This is a genomic window from Streptomyces avermitilis MA-4680 = NBRC 14893, assembly GCF_000009765.2.
Lineage (GTDB): Bacteria > Actinomycetota > Actinomycetes > Streptomycetales > Streptomycetaceae > Streptomyces > Streptomyces avermitilis.
Genome location: NC_003155.5, coordinates 2,370,810 through 2,386,781, shown reverse-complemented (window position 1 = coordinate 2,386,781; position 15,972 = coordinate 2,370,810). Strand labels below are relative to the sequence as shown.

At 68.7% G+C, this 15,972-nt stretch carries 15 protein-coding genes; 8 read left to right on the top strand and 7 right to left on the bottom strand.

The genetic code is table 11. The features are described 5' to 3' along the window. The first annotated feature begins 139 nt into the window (after positions 1-139). The 4 genes from SAVERM_RS10280 to SAVERM_RS10265 all read left to right on the top strand — a co-directional run bounded on the left by SAVERM_RS10280 (position 140) and on the right by SAVERM_RS10265 (position 5,221). Positions 140-982 (top strand): nitrilase-related carbon-nitrogen hydrolase, encoded by an 843-nt coding sequence (locus SAVERM_RS10280; protein ID WP_010983390.1) that lies wholly within the window; start codon positions 140-142, stop codon positions 980-982. 103 nt (positions 983-1,085) lie between these two features. Continuing rightward, the gene (gene hydA / locus SAVERM_RS10275; protein WP_010983389.1) at positions 1,086-2,486 is read left to right on the top strand and encodes a dihydropyrimidinase; all 1,401 of its coding nucleotides are present in this window, start codon (positions 1,086-1,088) and stop codon (positions 2,484-2,486) included. A gap of 11 nt (positions 2,487-2,497) precedes the next feature. Then, positions 2,498-3,523: a TIGR03842 family LLM class F420-dependent oxidoreductase gene (locus SAVERM_RS10270; protein ID WP_010983388.1), complete on the top strand. Its 1,026-nt coding sequence runs from the start codon at positions 2,498-2,500 to the stop codon at positions 3,521-3,523. 171 nt (positions 3,524-3,694) lie between these two features. Further along, positions 3,695-5,221 carry an NCS1 family nucleobase:cation symporter-1 gene (locus SAVERM_RS10265; protein WP_037647313.1) on the top strand — a complete coding sequence of 509 codons (1,527 nt, stop codon included), beginning with the start codon at positions 3,695-3,697 and terminating at the stop codon, positions 5,219-5,221. A 59-nt stretch (positions 5,222-5,280) separates the two neighbouring features. On the opposite strand, the gene SAVERM_RS10260 is transcribed toward SAVERM_RS10265, so the two are convergent. Then, positions 5,281-5,949 (bottom strand): hypothetical protein, encoded by a 669-nt coding sequence (locus SAVERM_RS10260; protein ID WP_010983386.1) that lies wholly within the window; start codon positions 5,947-5,949, stop codon positions 5,281-5,283. A gap of 468 nt (positions 5,950-6,417) precedes the next feature. On the opposite strand from SAVERM_RS10260, the gene SAVERM_RS10255 reads away from it, so the two are divergent. Continuing rightward, complete coding sequence (locus SAVERM_RS10255) at positions 6,418-7,059, top strand: DUF4232 domain-containing protein (protein WP_048894405.1); 642 nt, start codon at positions 6,418-6,420, stop codon at positions 7,057-7,059. A 98-nt stretch (positions 7,060-7,157) separates the two neighbouring features. Here SAVERM_RS10255 and fmdA read toward each other — a convergent pair whose 3' ends face one another. The 5 genes from fmdA to SAVERM_RS10235 form a co-directional block, all read right to left on the bottom strand. Next, the gene (gene fmdA, locus SAVERM_RS10250) at positions 7,158-8,408 is read right to left on the bottom strand and encodes a formamidase (protein ID WP_010983384.1); all 1,251 of its coding nucleotides are present in this window, start codon (positions 8,406-8,408) and stop codon (positions 7,158-7,160) included. Positions 8,409-8,432: 24 nt separating this feature from the next. Further along, positions 8,433-9,071, bottom strand: coding sequence for an AmiS/UreI family transporter (locus tag SAVERM_RS10245; RefSeq protein WP_010983383.1), 639 nt, complete (start codon positions 9,069-9,071; stop codon positions 8,433-8,435). A gap of 192 nt (positions 9,072-9,263) precedes the next feature. Further along, the gene (locus SAVERM_RS45890) at positions 9,264-9,542 is read right to left on the bottom strand and encodes an FmdB family zinc ribbon protein (RefSeq protein ID WP_078234617.1); all 279 of its coding nucleotides are present in this window, start codon (positions 9,540-9,542) and stop codon (positions 9,264-9,266) included. Positions 9,543-9,723: 181 nt separating this feature from the next. Then, positions 9,724-10,095, bottom strand: coding sequence for a fluoride efflux transporter CrcB (crcB, locus tag SAVERM_RS10240; RefSeq protein WP_010983382.1), 372 nt, complete (start codon positions 10,093-10,095; stop codon positions 9,724-9,726). Continuing rightward, the gene (locus SAVERM_RS10235) at positions 10,092-10,706 is read right to left on the bottom strand and encodes a fluoride efflux transporter FluC (RefSeq protein WP_010983381.1); all 615 of its coding nucleotides are present in this window, start codon (positions 10,704-10,706) and stop codon (positions 10,092-10,094) included. Before SAVERM_RS10235 ends, crcB begins: the two co-directional genes overlap by 4 nt. Before the next feature lie 209 nt (positions 10,707-10,915). Here SAVERM_RS10235 and SAVERM_RS10230 point away from each other — a divergent pair, with 209 nt between their 5' ends. Together SAVERM_RS10230 and SAVERM_RS10225 are read left to right on the top strand one after the other, a co-directional pair. Beyond that, positions 10,916-12,079, top strand: coding sequence for an NAD-dependent formate dehydrogenase (locus SAVERM_RS10230; RefSeq protein ID WP_010983380.1), 1,164 nt, complete (start codon positions 10,916-10,918; stop codon positions 12,077-12,079). A 300-nt stretch (positions 12,080-12,379) separates the two neighbouring features. Continuing rightward, complete coding sequence (locus SAVERM_RS10225; RefSeq protein WP_037647319.1) at positions 12,380-12,802, top strand: hypothetical protein; 423 nt, start codon at positions 12,380-12,382, stop codon at positions 12,800-12,802. A gap of 76 nt (positions 12,803-12,878) precedes the next feature. On the opposite strand, the gene SAVERM_RS42705 is transcribed toward SAVERM_RS10225, so the two are convergent. Beyond that, positions 12,879-13,742: an SCO2400 family protein gene (locus SAVERM_RS42705; protein WP_010983378.1), complete on the bottom strand. Its 864-nt coding sequence runs from the start codon at positions 13,740-13,742 to the stop codon at positions 12,879-12,881. Positions 13,743-14,064: 322 nt separating this feature from the next. Here SAVERM_RS42705 and SAVERM_RS10215 point away from each other — a divergent pair, with 322 nt between their 5' ends. Beyond that, positions 14,065-15,897, top strand: a complete 1,833-nt coding sequence (locus SAVERM_RS10215; RefSeq protein ID WP_037647321.1) for a gamma-glutamyltransferase family protein — start codon at positions 14,065-14,067, stop codon at positions 15,895-15,897. The last annotated feature ends 75 nt before the right edge of the window (positions 15,898-15,972 follow it).

Genomic DNA, 15,972 nt, shown 5'->3' with positions numbered 1-15,972 from the left:
GACAAGAGCAGGAAACACGTGCGTTCGGACAGGGGTGACACCGTGGAACGCCAGGTGTCCGCAGACGTGACACGGTGCAACTCAATCCGGGTCCCAGGACTTTCTAGGCTCGCCGCACACCGAGCGACCGGAGGTCCCGATGAGCAGAGTGATCCGCGCCGCCGTCTTCCAGACCGCATGGACCGGCGACAAGGAATCGATGATCCAGGTCCACGAGCAGGCGGTCCGCGACGCGGCCGCACAGGGCGCACAGGTCCTGTGTTTCCAGGAGCTGTTCTACGGTCCCTACTTCTGCCAGGTCCAGGACAAGGCGTTCTACGAGTACGCCGAGCAGATCCCGCACGGCCCGATCGTCAAGCGCTTCCAGGCGCTGGCCAGGGAACTGGGCATCGTCCTGGTCCTGCCGATGTACGAGGAGGAGCAGCCCGGCGTCCTCTACAACACCGCGGCCGTGATCGACGCCGACGGCTCGTACCTGGGCAAGTACCGCAAGACCCACATTCCGCAGGTCGAGGGATTCTGGGAGAAGTTCTACTTCCGCCCCGGCAACAGCGGGTGGCCGGTCTTCGACACCGCCGTCGGCAGGATCGGTGTCTACATCTGCTACGACCGTCACTTCCCGGAGGGCTGGCGGGCGCTGGGCCTGGCGGGCGCCGAGATCGTGTTCAACCCGTCGGCCACCTCGCGCGGTCTGTCCGGCTACCTCTGGCAGCTGGAGCAGCCGGCGGCGGCGGTCGCCAACGAGTACTTCGTCGGCGCCATCAACCGCGTGGGCGTCGAGGAGCTGGGCGACAACGACTTCTACGGGACCTCGTACTTCGTGGACCCGGAGGCGCAGTTCGTCGGCGAGGTGGCGAGCGACAAGGAGACCGAACTCGTCGTCCGCGACCTGGACCTGGCCAAGCTGCGGGAAGTGCGCGACCGCTGGCAGTTCTACCGCGACCGCGCCCCGGGCGCGTACGGGCCCCTGACCGCTCCGTAGCCGGCCGGGCGTTCGCCGGTCCGGTGCACGGGCGGCCGGACCGGCGGGACCGACCGCCGCACCAGACAGCAGTGCTGACCACGGTAGGAGTAGGAGAGGGAGCATGAGCCGTACCGTCATCCGCGGTGGCCTCGTCGTCACCGCGTCCGACGAGATCCACGCCGACGTCCTGATCGAGGACGGCCGCATCGTCGCCCTCGCCGCCTCGGGCACCCCGGCCGCCGAGGCCTGGACGGCCGAGCGGACCATCGACGCCACCGGAAAGTACGTGATTCCGGGCGGAGTCGACGCCCACACCCACATGGAACTGCCCTTCGGCGGCACCTTCGCCTCCGACTCCTTCGAGACGGGTACGCGGGCCGCGGCCTGGGGCGGTACGACGACGATCGTCGACTTCGCGGTGCAGAGCGTGGGCCATTCGCTGCGCGAGGGCCTGGACGCCTGGAACGCCAAGGCCGATGGCAAGTGCGCCATCGACTACGCCTTCCACATGATCGTCTCGGACGTCAACAACGAGACGCTGAAGGAGATGGACCTCCTCGTCGAGGAGGGCGTCACCTCCTTCAAGCAGTTCATGGCCTATCCCGGCGTCTTCTACAGCGACGACGGCCAGATCCTGCGCGCCATGCAGCGCTCCGCCGAGAACGGCGGCCTGATCATGATGCACGCCGAGAACGGCATCGCGATCGACGTGCTGGTCGAGCAGGCGCTGGCCCGCGGTGAGACCGACCCCCGGTATCACGGCGAGGTCCGCAAGGCCCTGCTGGAGGCCGAGGCCACCCACCGCGCCATCAAGCTCGCGCAGGTCGCGGGCGCTCCGCTGTACGTCGTGCACGTCTCGGCGCAGGAAGCGGTCGCCGAGCTGGCACGGGCGCGCGACGAGGGACTGAACGTCTTCGGCGAGACCTGTCCGCAGTACCTGTTCCTGTCGACCGACAACCTCGCCGAGCCCGACTTCGAGGGCGCCAAGTACGTGTGCAGCACGCCTCTTCGCCCCAAACAGCACCAGGCCGCGTTGTGGCGCGGGTTGCGCACCAACGACCTCCAGGTCGTCTCCACCGACCACTGCCCCTTCTGCTTCGTCGGCCAGAAGGAGCTCGGCCGGGGCGACTTCTCCAAGATCCCCAACGGTCTGCCGGGGGTCGAGAACCGTATGGACCTGCTCCACCAGGCCGTCGTCGACGGGCACATCTCGCGCCGCCGCTGGATCGAGATCGCCTGCGCCACCCCGGCCCGGATGTTCGGCCTGTACCCGAAGAAGGGGACCATCGCGCCGGGCGCCGACGCCGATGTCGTCATCTACGACCCGCACGCCGAGCAGATCATCTCGGCCGAGACGCACCACATGAACGTCGACTACTCGGCGTACGAGGGCAGGCGCGTCACGGGACGGGTCGAGACCGTGCTCTCGCGGGGCGAACCGGTCATCACCGAGCGGGAGTTCACCGGGCGCGCGGGGCATGGCGTCTACACCCCCCGCTCCACCTGTCAGTACCTGAACTAGGAGTGGCGCACATGGACTTCGGACTCGTCCTGCAGACCGACCCGCCGGCCTCGCGTGTCATCAGCCTGATGAAGCGGGCCGAACGCAACGGCTTCCGCTACGGCTGGACTTTCGACTCGGCCGTGCTGTGGCAGGAACCGTTCGTGATCTACAGTCAGATTCTCGCCAACACGCAGAAGTTGACGGTCGGCCCCATGGTGACGAACCCGGGCACCCGCACCTGGGAGGTCACCGCCTCCACCTTCGCGACGCTGAACGACATGTTCGGCAACCGCACGGTGTGCGGCATCGGCCGTGGCGACTCCGCGATGCGCGTCGCCGGGCGCAAGCCCAACACCCTCGCCCGTATAAGCGGTGCCATGAAGGTGATCCGTGCCCTCGGCCGCGGCGATGAGGCCGACCTCGGCGGTACGGTCGTCAAGTTCCCGTGGGTCAAGCCGGGCGCCGAACTCCCGGTCTGGATGGCCGCTTACGGCCCGAAGGCCCTGAAGATGACCGGCGAGGAGGCGGACGGGTTCATCCTCCAGCTGGCCGACCTCTATCTGACGGAGTACATGGTCAAGGCCGTCAAGGACGCGGCCGTGGCGGCCGGGCGCGACCCGTCCGAGGTCAGGATCTGCGTCGCCGCGCCGGCGTACGTCACGGCGGACGACTCGCCCGAGGCGCTCGCCCACGCGCGCGAGCAGTGCCGTTGGTTCGGCGGGATGGTCGGCAACCATGTCGCCGATCTCGTCTCCAAGTACGGCGAGCACTCCGCCGCCGTACCCGACGAACTCACCGACTACATCAAGGCCCGCGAGGGCTACGACTACTCCCACCACGGGCGTACCGACAACCCCGACACCGCGTTCGTGCCGGACGAGATCGTCGACCGGTTCTGCCTGATCGGCACGGTCGAGCAGCACATCGAGAAGCTGAACGCCCTGCGTGAGCTGGGCGTCGACCAGTTCGCCGTCTACGACATGCACGACGCGCAGGAAGCCGTCATCGACGCCTACGGGACGAAGATCATCCCGGCCGTCAACGGCCCGCAGTAACGGCAACTGCCGCCGGTAAACGTCAACTGTCGGCATTGACAGGGCCGTTGGCCCGCTCCTCGGATCGTCCCCTTCCCGCCGCCCGGGAAGGGGACAGGGCGCTCTCCGCGCACCCCCCCCAAGCGCCACCCGCACGGCCTTTCCCGTCCCGCCTCATTGATTGGCCTGCCCATGACCGAGACCGTCCCTCCGGACAGCCCGCCCACCGCCCAAGTCACCCTGCCCGACGGACGGGTGGAGATCGCCCCGGACGCGCCCGCCCCCAGCGGCCCCTACGCCAACGAGGACCTGCTTCCGGTCCCGGTCGAAAAGCGCACCTGGACCACGTACAACTTCTCCGCCCTGTGGGTCGGCATGGCCCACAACACCGCTTCCTGGACCCTCGCCTCCGGTCTGATAGCCGTCGGCATGGACTGGAAGCAGGCCGTGCTCACCATCGCGCTGGCCAACCTGATCGTGCTGGTCCCGATGCTGCTCACCGGGCATGCGGGACCCAAGTACGGCATACCCTTCCCCGTCTTCGCCCGCGCCTCCTTCGGCATCCGCGGCGCCAACCTGCCCGCTGTCGTACGGGCGTTGGTGGCGTGCGGCTGGTTCGGCATCCAGACCTGGATCGGCGGCGAGGCGATCTACTTCCTCGCCGGGAAGCTCTTCGGCGACAGCTGGGCGAACGCCTCGAAGGTCGGCGGCTACGCCTGGACCATGTGGCTGTCGTTCGCGATCTTCTGGGTGCTCCAGGTCGCCATCATCTACCGGGGCATGGAGACGATCCGCCGCTTCGAGAACTGGGCGGCGCCCTTCGTCCTCGTCGGCGCCGGTGTGATGCTGTGGTGGATGAGCAGCAAGGCCGGCGGCTTCGGCCCGCTCCTCGACCAGCCCTCCAAGCTCGGCTGGGGCCCGGACTTCTGGAAGCTGTTCGCGCCGTCGCTCATGGGCATGATCGGCTTCTGGTCCACGCTGTCGCTGAACATCCCCGACTTCACCCGGTACGGCAGGAGTCAGAAGGCCCAGACCTGGGGACAGGCGCTCGGTCTGCCCACCACCATGACGTTGTTCGCGTTCCTGTCCGTCATGGTCACCTCCGGCTCCCAGGTGGTGTACGGCGAGGCGGTCTGGGACCCGGTACAGCTCGCCGCCAAGACCGACAACGTCTTCGGCATCATCTTCGCGCTGGTCACCGTGCTGGTGGCGACCCTGTCCGTGAACATCGCGGCCAACCTGGTCTCACCGGCCTTCGACTTCTCCAATATCGCGCCCCGCAAGATCAGTTTCCGCACCGGTGCGCTCGCCACCTGTGTGCTGGGTGTGCTGATCTTCCCGTGGAAGCTGTACTCGGACCCGCAGGGCTACATCTTCACCTGGCTGGGCCTGGTCGGCGGTCTGCTCGGCACGGTCGCCGGCATTCTCATCGCCGACTACTGGATCCTGCGCCGCGGCTCCCTCGACCTCGCCGACCTGTACCGCGCGGGCGGCCGCTACTGGTACGACGGCGGCTGGAACTGGCGGGCCGTCGTCGCCTTCGTGGTCGGCGGTGTGCTGGCCGTCGGAGGTGCCGACTTCCATCCCCTGATCGACGGCCGGCCCATACCGGCGCTCCAGTCGCTGGCCGACTACGGCTGGGCGGTGGGCCTCGGCACCTCGACGGTCCTGTACGTGGTGCTGATGGCGCTGCGCGGACGGGACAAGGCCGCGGTCTGACGCACCGCGGTCTGACGCACCGCGGTCTGACGCAACGGTACGGAGCGCACGGAGGACGGTCAGGCTTTCTGCCCGTCCTCCAGCGCTGCCACCGCGGCCTTCGCGGCCTTGATGGCACCCTTGTTGATCTCGTCCGTACCGGGCGCCTTCTGCGTCTCGAAGTCGCTGCCGTTGTACGTGACGGTCACCAGCGCGTTGGACACGCGAGCCATCACCACACCCTCGCGCGTCTGCTGCTTGTCCTCCGTGGTGAGGTTCACGACGGAGTAGCCCTCGTCGCCGAGTCCGGGGACCGCCCCTCCGCCGCTCTTCTCCGTAGTGCGCTGCTCGAAGGTCTTCTGTGCCGCTTTGTCCGTGTCCGATATCTCGTAGGAGACGTCGAGCCAGCGGTAGTCGTACCCCTTGAGCGCATTCCAGGAGCAGGTGCGGCGGACCGACTTGTCGGTCGACGCGATCTCCTTGCCCGCGGTCTTGGTGCCGGGGACCAGGGAGGTCACCGTCTTCTCCGGCACGGCGCCGCACGGTGCCGGGGCCGAGGCGTACGTCTTGGTGGCCGCCGTTGTCGAGGGTGCGGTGGGGCTCTGGGTCTGTGTCTTTTGTGTCGGCTTGTGCTGGGCGGTCGGTGCCGGGGCGAACGGACCCGACGTCAGGGCCCAGCCGGCCGAGGCGAGTACGGCGACCGGCAGCAGACGTGCGGTGAGGGCGAGCGGCAGAGGCAGCGAAGACACGGCGCACTTCTCGTGGGGGATGGTGCGGAGAGAGTCCGCACTGCGGACGGGACGCCAGTGTCACACGAGTATCTGTGGGGCGGAAGGGCCAACTCGCTCCGTACCTGTGCGGTCACAGTGGCTCCCTGTTGACGGGCTGTGGGCTGCCCCGCCGTCACGGGCCGCACCGCGGCCCGGAGCCGGACGCCGTGATCCGTCTCCAGTGCGTACGCGATGTTCGTGACGAACGCGAGGTCACCGCGCTTGCCGGGGGCGGCCTCACCGGCGAGGAGATCGCCGCGCACCGGGGGCATCAGCCCCTTCACGGCCGAGACCCGCATCAGCCGCGCGACGACGAACGCGACGACGAAGCCGGGCGCGCCTGTGGCCGGGCCCAACTGGTGCTGTTCTCCCGCGAGTCGGGCCTGGTGGCGGCGCGGGGCGAGCGGAGTGACGCCTTGTGCCGAGACCGCGTGCCATCATCGGCGCGTGATCGCGATACGCCCGAAGCCGGCCCGCTGCGCCGCTCTCGCCTGTCTGTTGGCGCTGGCCGCGAGCGGGTGCGGACTCTCCGCCGAACTGGACCGCGAGCGCAACCCCGAACGCAGGCCCACCCCATCGCCGACGCGGGCCGCCCCGTCGCCGACCCGGGCCGCCCCGCCGCCCGCGTCCGCGACCCCCGGGCCCTCACCCGTCGTACCGGTCCAGCAGGAACGCGGCTGCCCGCCCTCCGGTCTGCGCTTCGACTCCGGCCCCGTCGACGCGGCCATGGGACTGCGCGCCATGACGCTCACCCTGACCAACTGCGGCAAGCGGTCCTACGAGGTGAACGGCTACCCGTCCGTGCGCGTCCTCGACGAGAGGGGCACCCCGCTCACGGGCGTGCGCACCGTCGAGGGGACGGACAAGGTGTTCATGGCGCCGCAGGACCCCGGCCCCGAGCCGCTGACGCTCGCGCCGGGCGAGACCGCGCGGGCAGGTCTCTACTGGCGGATGGGAGCCGAGGACGGCACGTACCTCCGGGTCGCGCCGAAGACGGGGCGGGACGCCATGAACGTACGTCCTCAAGAGCCGCTCGACATCGGCCCGGAGAACACGCTCGGGACGACGGCGTGGGCACCTGCCTCCTAGGCCCTGCCGGCGGACGCTCCAGGGGCGTCACCGGTGTTCCGGTGACGCCCCTGGGCCCGTCGCTCTTGCCTGAGGGCACGCATCCCTCGTGGTCCGGTTCAGGCAGTGGCCAGCGCGCACTGGCCGCGGTCGGCCTTCATCGGGCCGGCGGCGGTCGGCCGCACGTCGAAGTCGAACATGGCGGTGGGTACGTACAGCGAGCAGCAGGCGTTGGGGATGTCGACGATGCCGCTGATGCGTCCCTCTATGGGGGAGGAGCCGAGCAGCAGGTAGGCCTGCTCTCCGCTGTAGCCGAACTTCTTGAAGTACTCGACGGCGTTGAGGCAGGCCCGGCGGTAGGCCAGCGTCGCGTCCAGGTAGTAGTTCGTGTCCGTGTCGTGGTCGACGGAGATCCCGATGAAGGTGAGGAACTCCGTGTACCTCGGCTCGACGTTGCCCGGAATGAACACGGGGTTGGTGGAGATGCCGTACGTCTCCATGCCGCCCTTGATCAGGTCGACGTGGAAGTCGATGAAGCCGCCCATCTCGATGGCGCCGCAGAAGGTGATCTCTCCGTCGCCCTGGCTGAAGTGCAGGTCGCCGCCTGAGAGCTTCGCGTCCTGGACGTGTACGGGGTAGAAGACCCTCGATCCCCGGGTGAAGTTCTTGATGTCGTGGTTGCCTCCGTTCTCGCGGGCCGGCACCGTGCGTGCGCCTTCTTCGCCGATGCGCCGTGCGAGGTCTCCGGTGGCCGTGCCGGCGAGTGCGTTGGTGGCGTCCGGCGGTACGGCGAGCGGGGGGACCCGGTTCGGGTCGGTGTCGATCAGCGCCTGCTCGCGGGTGTTCCAGCGGGCGAGCATCTCGGCGGACGGAGCGGTTCCGAACAACCCGGGGTGGGTGATTCCGGTGAAGCGGATCCCGGGAAGGTGGCGGGAGACGGCCTGCTGTCCGTGGAAGTCCCATACGGCCTTGTAGGCGTCCGGGAAGTAGTCGGTCAGGAAGCCTCCGCCGTTGGCCTTGGCGAAGATGCCGGTATAGCCCCAGCCCTGTCCTGCCGCGTCCCCGGTCTGCTGCGGAACGGGGCCGAGGTCGAGGATGTCGACGACGAGCAGGTCGCCGGGTTCGGCGCCCTCCACGCCTATCGGGCCGCTGAGCATGTGAGGGATGGTCAGGTCGATGTCGCGTACGTCGTTGGCGGTGTCGTTGTTGCCGACCTGGCAGTCGGTCCAGTCGCGGCACTCCATGCGGAACTCCGCTCCTGGCTTCACCATGGCGACGGTGGGGACGTCCGGGTGCCACCTGTTGTGGCCGGGCACGGCCTGGTCACGCATCGACTTGCTGTGGTCCACACTGAAGAGAATTTCAGGCATGAGAACTCCTCGTTTCTGATCCGGTCACGTTGGTGCGCCCACACCTCCGGTCCGCGGGGCGGCTGAGGTCGGCCGGGGCGTTCTATGGGTGCGCGGCCACAGCCCCACGAACACCACCACGCCGAAGACCGCCAGTGCGATGGCGGTCTCGGTGGGGTGCTTCCAGTAGCCGGAGAGCAGCAGCCCCGCGGGAATCGCACCCGTGACCCAGCCTTCGATCGCCGTGACCCAACCGGTATAGATCTTGAGGTCGTCCTTCTTGAGACCGAGCAGCAGGAAGAACAGGAACCACAGGTAGGCCCAGTAGAGCCAGATGACCCCGAAGGGGTAGTCCTTGAAGAGCCGGAAATTGACGAACGAGTATCCCAGGGCGGCAACTGCCACGAACAGCGAGTAGTAGCCGACGCCGGTGCTGTCGAGACCGGTGAGCAGGCCGATACCTACATAGAGGTAGGTGAACCCGAAGAGGTAGATGCCTGATGCCGCCAGGATCTTCATGGGGTCGCCGTTGGCGGTGAAGATGAGGTAAGTCGGCGTCAGTACCTGTAGTGCGCCTATGAAAAGGTTGAACACCGCTGCTGCTTTGGCATCAACCTTCCCGAGCAGCAGCAGTCCGTTCATGAAGAGCACCGCACCGACAAAGAGCAGTCCCACGTTTCCCACGGGGACGCACCTCCTAAGTCCGCGTGGGGGGCGGAATCGCGTCGTGCCCGGACTGCCGGTGAGCTGCCGGGGATGCGGCTCGACTCCCGGCCCGCGTTGCGTGATTCCGTATTCCGCACAGCGCTGCGGGAACGACGTCGTGTTCCGATGCCGAAACCCGCATGAGACGTTCTGCCTTGTCGACCACCGCCCTCAGAGACGCGGAAGCCGCGAGAGCGCGGGGTGCGGGTGCCGTGGCACCCTTCTGCGTGGCGGCACTTGGGAGACTACTGCCGGGGCCTCACGCGCCTGCTCCTCCCGGACGTGGAGGGCGGCGACCGCGTGCGAGGTCAGCGAGAGACCGGGCGAGGAATACACACGTCTCGCAGCGCCTGCGCAAACAGGGCAACCGTAAGCCCGGGGCGCCGTCCCGATTTCCAACTTCACATCGAAGGCCCCGCAGCGGCTGCATAGATATTCATAGGTTGCCATCAGCAGCCTCCGGATTTCGGTGGACGCTGGCCAACCCGATCGCGTGCGGCGTGTCCGGAGAGGCGTACGCCACATAATGTTTCCTACGTTCAAGGAGACGTCTCGTGAATCCACGTGTCAAGTCCCCGACGGCTGGTCCTGCCCTTCCCGGAGCGATTCGATTCCCGGAGCGATTCGATTCTCAGAACGATTCGACGGCGAGCCCCGCCGCTGCCGCCAGAAGACCCGCCGTGAGGCTCGAAGCGCCGTACAGCAGGGACTTTCTGACCTGTCCCTTCTCGCGCAGGTGGACCAACTCGTAACTGAATGTGGAGAACGTTGTATAGGCGCCGCAGAATCCGACGCCGGCAATGGGCACGAACTGCTCCGGCAGTCCGTGCCGCGCGCCGAGGCCCACCAGAAGCCCCAGCACGAACGAACCGGTGACGTTGATCAGCCATGTGCCGAGCGGGAACAGGCCCGGGCTTCGGTACTGCACGTACTGGTCGAGCATGTAGCGCGCGACCGCCCCGACCGCGGCCGCGGCACCGACGGCGAGCAGGGTGACGATCACCGGACCCACCAGCCGTACCGGCGGGCGCGGCCGTGCCGCGCGGCCAGCCGTACCCGCCGGGCCAGGGCCATCCTGCCGATGGCCAGGCCCAGACCGGTGGCGGCCAGGCCGGCGAACAGACTGCCGAACACGTTGAAGGCCGCGACTGCGTAGTGGCCGTGACCCAGAAGGCGATCGGTGTCGACCATCCACGTCGAGAAAGTGGTGAAGGAGCCGAGAAACCCGACGGCGGCGAACGGTCGCACGTACCGGGTCGGCGGCCAGATCTCGAGTACGTACACGAGCAGCAGCGCCAGTAGGAACGCACCGGACACGTTGACGGCAAACGTCGTCACCGGAAACGTCCCCCGAGGTGTGGGAAACGTCAGTCCCAGGGCGTAGCGGGCCGACCCGCCCAGAACGCCGCCGAGCGCGACCGCCGCCAGGACGCCCTTGCGCAGACGTGAGCGGAACGGCGCGCGTGACGGTGCGGGCTCGCCTCCCGGCCCGGGCTCGAATCCCGGCCCGGGCTCGCCTCGCGGCGTGGGCTCGCCACCCAGTTCGGGTTCGGCGCCGGGGATGTGCGTGGGCTCTCGGGATTCCCGCTCGGGCCCGGATTCGTCCGCCCGCATCAGAAGCCTCCGTACAGAACACGGATCGGTACACGCTGTCGCCCGAACTCCTGCCGCAGGCCTGATCGAATATCCGCATCCTTATCCACTGGCCCACTTCCATAATATCCGTGGGGATTGCAGCGCCGACGCATGCTCAACTAAAATTCAAGATCATCGGTACTCGACCGGTTCAGCCGGAGCGGCGGCCCCACCGATGGAGGACGGCCATGGCAAAGATCCTTGCGGTGCTCTATCCCGACCCCGTGGGCGGTTATCCTCCCGACTACGCCCGCGATGAGATTCCGGCCATCACCGGATATCCGGGCGGTCAGACAACGCCGACCCCACAAACCATAGATTTCACCCCGGGGCAGCTCCTCGGCAGCGTCTCCGGAGAACTGGGACTACGCCGGTTCCTGGAGGACCGAGGCGACACCTATGTCGTCACCAGCGACAAGGAAGCGCCGGACTCCACTCTGGACCGCGAGCTGCCCGACGCGGACGTGGTCATCTCGCAGCCCTTCTGGCCCGCTTATCTGACCGCCGAGCGGATCGCCTCCGCGCCCCGGCTCAAACTCGCGATCACGGCGGGGATCGGGTCGGACCACGTCGACCTGCCGAGCGCCATCGCCCACGGCATGACGGTGGCGGAGGTGACCTTCAGCAACAGCATCAGCGTGTCCGAGCACGCCGTCATGCAGATCCTCACTCTGGTCCACAACTACATGCCGGCCCACGACTGGGTGACCGCCAAGAAGGGCTGGAACATCGCCGACAGCGTCTCGCGCGCCTACGACCTCGAAGGCATGGACGTCGGCGTCCTCGGCTCCGGCCGGATCGGCCAGGCGGTACTGCGCCGCCTGGCGCCGTTCGACGTAAGGCTGCACTACAGCGACGTGCACCGGCTGCCCAAGGAGGTCGAAGAGGAACTGGAGCTGACCTGGCATCCCGACGCTCGTTCGCTGGCCTCCTCGGTCGACGTGCTGTCGATCCACACCCCGCTGCATCCGCAGACGCAGAACCTCTTCGACGACGACCTGATCGGGGCCATGAAGCGCGGTTCGTACATCGTCAACACCGCACGCGCGCTCATCGTCGACCGGGATGCCGTGGTGCGGGCCCTCAACAGCGGCCAACTGGCCGGATACGCCGGTGACGTCTGGTATCCGCAGCCGCCACCGCCCGACCATCCGTGGCGCACCATGCCGTACGAGGCGATGACGCCGCACGTGTCCGGTTCGACCCTCTCGGCGCAGGCCCGCTACGCCGCCGGTACCCGGGAGATCCTGGAGTGCTGGTTCGACGGGCGCCCCATCCGTCCGGAGTACCTGATCGTCGACGGTGGTGGGCTAGCCGGAACGGGAGCGCGCTCCTACACGGTCACCGGATAACGCATATTGAGCCGGAACGGCGGCTCAATAACAGAGGGCGGACAAGAAATCAGCAGAAGATCCATTGGAAGACGCGGCTGAAGATCCACCACGTGAGTGAGCAATGGACCTTCTGCTGGTCATGCCTGTTGCGGGCCCATGTCTTCTGTGAGCCGACTCACCCGGAATCTGCTGGCGGGGCGCGACGGAGACCCTTAGCTTGCTGAATAGACAGTTTTTCTATGCGGAGGCACCGGCGCCGCGCATACTGTTTCGCAAGGTAATCAAGGCGAACGCTGGAAAGGTGGATCAGTGAGCAGCATGGACGCCGTGTGGGTACGGGGCGTGAACGGCATTCAGTTGCATCACGTGACCGACCTTCAGGATGCCGGCCGTTTTTTGGGCAACGCGGCGATGGCACTGCGGGCCGCACACGTAAGGACCGGCGCCGACCGGTACTCCAGCATTGCCACCGAGCTGAAGAGCCTGGTGCAGCGAGTGCGGGAACTGGAGGACGAGGCGCGGTCGAGCATGCACGACCTGCACTCCACCGACCCCGAGCGGTTCGCCCGCTGCCGGGACGGTCACGAGCCGTGGCCCGGTGAGATCCCGGCGGGATTCATCCCGCGCCACACCTGCAAGGACGAGTGCCTCTACCACGATCGCGACGTCCTCGACGCCATCACGCAGTGCACCTGCGGCCGGCCGCCGTGCCGGGCCTGCGAGATCGGCGGGAAGCTCTGAGAAGCCCGAGCGGGTACTGAGAGAACTCCCCGGTCCCCGCAGGCTCCGTCCGCACTCGCTGACGTTGAACGGCCGATCAGCCGAGGCACACCAGGAGCAGGCAGATCTGCGAAGGTGAAGTCGTTGTGGGCGCGGGGCTCGCCTGCGGTGCTCCCGGGGCCGTGTCATCGGCGCCGGCAGACGCGGACGTTTCCTTCGCCGCCGTACCGGTGCCGTCGGGCACCGTTCCGACGGTGGACGGGGAGGCGGTCCGAGGCTGCGGGGCCGCCGCCCTCGCCGTCGGAGGGGGAGAGGCGGCGGCGAACGGCTGAGCGCTCGGCGGTGTGACGCGGGGCGGGGCGGCGGCGGACCGCCGGCGCGGAAGGTCGGTCGTGGGCGACTGCGCGGGGGGAGTGTGCGAAGACAGGCGAGTTCCGGGTTGTGTCGACGAGGGGTGGGGCTGCTCAGCCACCTGTTCGTCCGCGGTGCCCATGGTCGCGACCTCCGGCGCGGTGGACGCCTGTGCCCGGTCGGCGGAGTGCCGGTCCATCGCGGCGACGGTCAGGCCGCCTCCGACGAGTGCGACGGCAGTCGCGACCACGGCCCGGCGCTGGTTCTTCTTCCAGCGGGCCAGCTGGCGACGCCGCGCCGCCCGCCCTTGCGGTGCGGGTGCGGGCATCGTGCCCTCGAGGTCGCCGTACGGGTCGGTCTCCGGGGCCTCCTCCAGGCCGGCTTCGACCGCTGCCTCGTCACGAAGACGGCCGTCGTGCCACGTGTCCGAGGCCGGGTACTCCCACGGCACCGACTCGCTCACCGTCGTGCCCGTCGTCGCCGTGCCGGCCCAGCTCGGGACGACGCCACCGTCGACGGTGGCCGGTGCGATGTCCGGAGCGTAGGCACCGCACCCGGGACACACCAGGGCGCCATTGAGATGCCGGCGACACGAGGAGCAGTAGTCCATTTGCGGTCTTCCTGAGTTGACATGCCGTCGCCCCGCCGGGGCCTGGTCACGTTCGCACGTGGAATCGAGCAGCCAGCAACGCTAACGAGGCTTTCGAAAGCCTGAGTGCAGTCTGTGTGGCGCTTTTGTGCGGATTCTCCGGGCCTCTCGCGTGGGTGCCGTACGCGTCCGTGAGCAGGGGGTCTGAAGCGTGCCCGCGTGGGCTTCGGTGCCGTGATTGGATCTCTCGCGTGTGACTCGAACTCCCCAGATTCCCCCCAGGGCCGATCCTGAGCGCCGACCGATCTGGCCGATGAGCGGAAACAGCGAGGTGAGAGGCCGTATGTTCACGACCCGCCCCACCCTCCAGGGCACCTTCGGCATGGTGTCCTCCACGCACTGGCTCGCCTCCCAGTCGGCGATGGCCGTCCTGGAGGAGGGCGGCAACGCCTACGACGCCGCCGTCGCCGCCGGTTTCGTCCTGCATGTCGTCGAGCCGCACCTCAACGGGCCCGGGGGAGAGGTGCCGATCATCCTCGCCCCGGCGGGCGGTGAGGTGCGGGTGCTGTGCGGGCAGGGAGTCGCGCCGGCCGGAGCCACGATCGAGCACTACAAGGGACTCGGTCTGGATCTCGTACCCGGTACGGGGCCGCTCGCGGCCGCCGTTCCGGGTGCGTTCGACGCCTGGATGCTCCTCCTGCGCGACTACGGAACGAAGTCCCTCGCGGACGTCCTCAAGTACGCCATCGGATACGCGCAGGACGGGCACGCGCCCGTGGAGCGCGTCGGGGAGACCGTCGAGACGGTGCGCGAGCTGTTCGAGACGGAGTGGGTCTCGTCGGCCGAGGTGTATCTGCCCGGCGGAAAGGCGCCACGGCCGGGTGAACTGTTCCGCAACCCGGCGCTCGCCGCGACCTGGAAACGGCTGATCGCCGAGGTGTCGGGCACCGGAGACCGGGTGGCCCAGATCGAGAGGGCACGGGAGGTGTGGCGTGGCGGGTTCATCGCCGAGGCGCTCGTACGCCAGTCCGGGCGGCCCACCCTGGACACCAGCGGCGAGCGGCACACCGGCACGCTGACGGCCGCCGATCTCGCCTCCTGGGCCGCGACCTACGAGGCTCCGGCGACGTACGACTGGCAGGGCTGGACGCTGTGCAAGGCCGGCCCCTGGAGCCAGGGCCCGGTCCTCCTCCAGCAGCTCGCGCTGCTCCCGCCCGAGCTGCCGCGCTATGGGTCCGCCGACTACGTCCACCTCCTCATCGAGGGCTGCAAGCTCGCCATGGCCGACCGTGAGGCCTGGTACGGCGACGCGGCCGAGGTGCCGCTGGCCGAGCTGCTGTCGGACGCGTACAACGCCGAGCGGCGGGTGCTCGTCGGCCACAAGGCCTCGTACGAGCTGCGCCCCGGCAGCCCGGGCGGGCGGACCCCGCGGATGAGCGGGCACGCACGCGTGGTGGCCGCCGACGAACCCGAGCCCGCGTTCGGTCCCCCGGGAGCGGGCGAGCCCACCGTCGCCAAGAGCCCGCTGTCCCCGGTGCCCGGGGAACCGGACATCGCGGCGGACGGGGGCACCCGGGGCGACACCTGCCACCTCGACGTCGTCGACAGGTGGGGCAACATGATCGCGGCCACGCCCAGCGGCGGCTGGCTCCAGTCCAACCCGGTCGTGCCCGAACTCGGCTTTCCGCTCGGTACCCGGCTCCAGATGGCCTGGCTGGACGAGGGCCTGCCGAACTCCCTCACCCCGGGCCGCCGCCCCCGCACCACCCTCACGCCCTCGCTGGCGTTGCGGGACCAAGTCCCCGTGCTCGCGTTCGGCACGCCCGGCGGCGACCAGCAGGACCAGTGGCAGACCCACTTCTTCCTGGCCGTCGTCCTGCGCTCCGGGGTCCGGGGCGGCCTCGACCTCCAGGGCGCCATCGACGCCCCGAACTGGCACAACGACAGCTTCCCCGGCTCCTTCTACCCGCGCGGGACGCGCCCCGGCAGTGTGACCGTCGAGTCCCGTACGGACCCCGGGGTCGTCGAGGAGCTGCGGCGGCGCGGCCACGACGTCCTGGTCGGCGAGGCCTGGTCCGAGGGGCGGCTGTGCGCGGTCGCCCGGGACCCGGAGACCGGTGTCCTGTCGGCGGCGGCGAACCCGCGGGGGATGCAGGGGTACGCGGTCGGGCGCTGATCTCCGAACCGGGTATTCATGCCGATTCCACCCGTAGTACACCGGACGGGTGGGGATTGTCAGTGGCGCGTGCTG

Bases quoted from the DNA above. Each gene is read 5' to 3' on its own strand.
- SAVERM_RS10280 (WP_010983390.1), top strand. From the start codon at position 140: ATGAGCAGAGTGATCCGCGCCGCCGTCTTCCAGACCGCATGGACCGGC.
- hydA (WP_010983389.1), top strand. From the start codon at position 1,086: ATGAGCCGTACCGTCATCCGCGGTGGCCTCGTCGTCACCGCGTCCGAC.
- SAVERM_RS10270 (WP_010983388.1), top strand. From the start codon at position 2,498: ATGGACTTCGGACTCGTCCTGCAGACCGACCCGCCGGCCTCGCGTGTC.
- SAVERM_RS10265 (WP_037647313.1), top strand. From the start codon at position 3,695: ATGACCGAGACCGTCCCTCCGGACAGCCCGCCCACCGCCCAAGTCACC.
- fmdA (WP_010983384.1), bottom strand. From the start codon at position 8,408: ATGCCTGAAATTCTCTTCAGTGTGGACCACAGCAAGTCGATGCGTGAC.
- SAVERM_RS45890 (WP_078234617.1), bottom strand. From the start codon at position 9,542: ATGGCAACCTATGAATATCTATGCAGCCGCTGCGGGGCCTTCGATGTG.
- SAVERM_RS10235 (WP_010983381.1), bottom strand. From the start codon at position 10,706: ATGCGGGCGGACGAATCCGGGCCCGAGCGGGAATCCCGAGAGCCCACG.
- SAVERM_RS10230 (WP_010983380.1), top strand. From the start codon at position 10,916: ATGGCAAAGATCCTTGCGGTGCTCTATCCCGACCCCGTGGGCGGTTAT.
- SAVERM_RS10225 (WP_037647319.1), top strand. From the start codon at position 12,380: ATGGACGCCGTGTGGGTACGGGGCGTGAACGGCATTCAGTTGCATCAC.
- SAVERM_RS42705 (WP_010983378.1), bottom strand. From the start codon at position 13,742: ATGGACTACTGCTCCTCGTGTCGCCGGCATCTCAATGGCGCCCTGGTG.
- SAVERM_RS10215 (WP_037647321.1), top strand. From the start codon at position 14,065: ATGTTCACGACCCGCCCCACCCTCCAGGGCACCTTCGGCATGGTGTCC.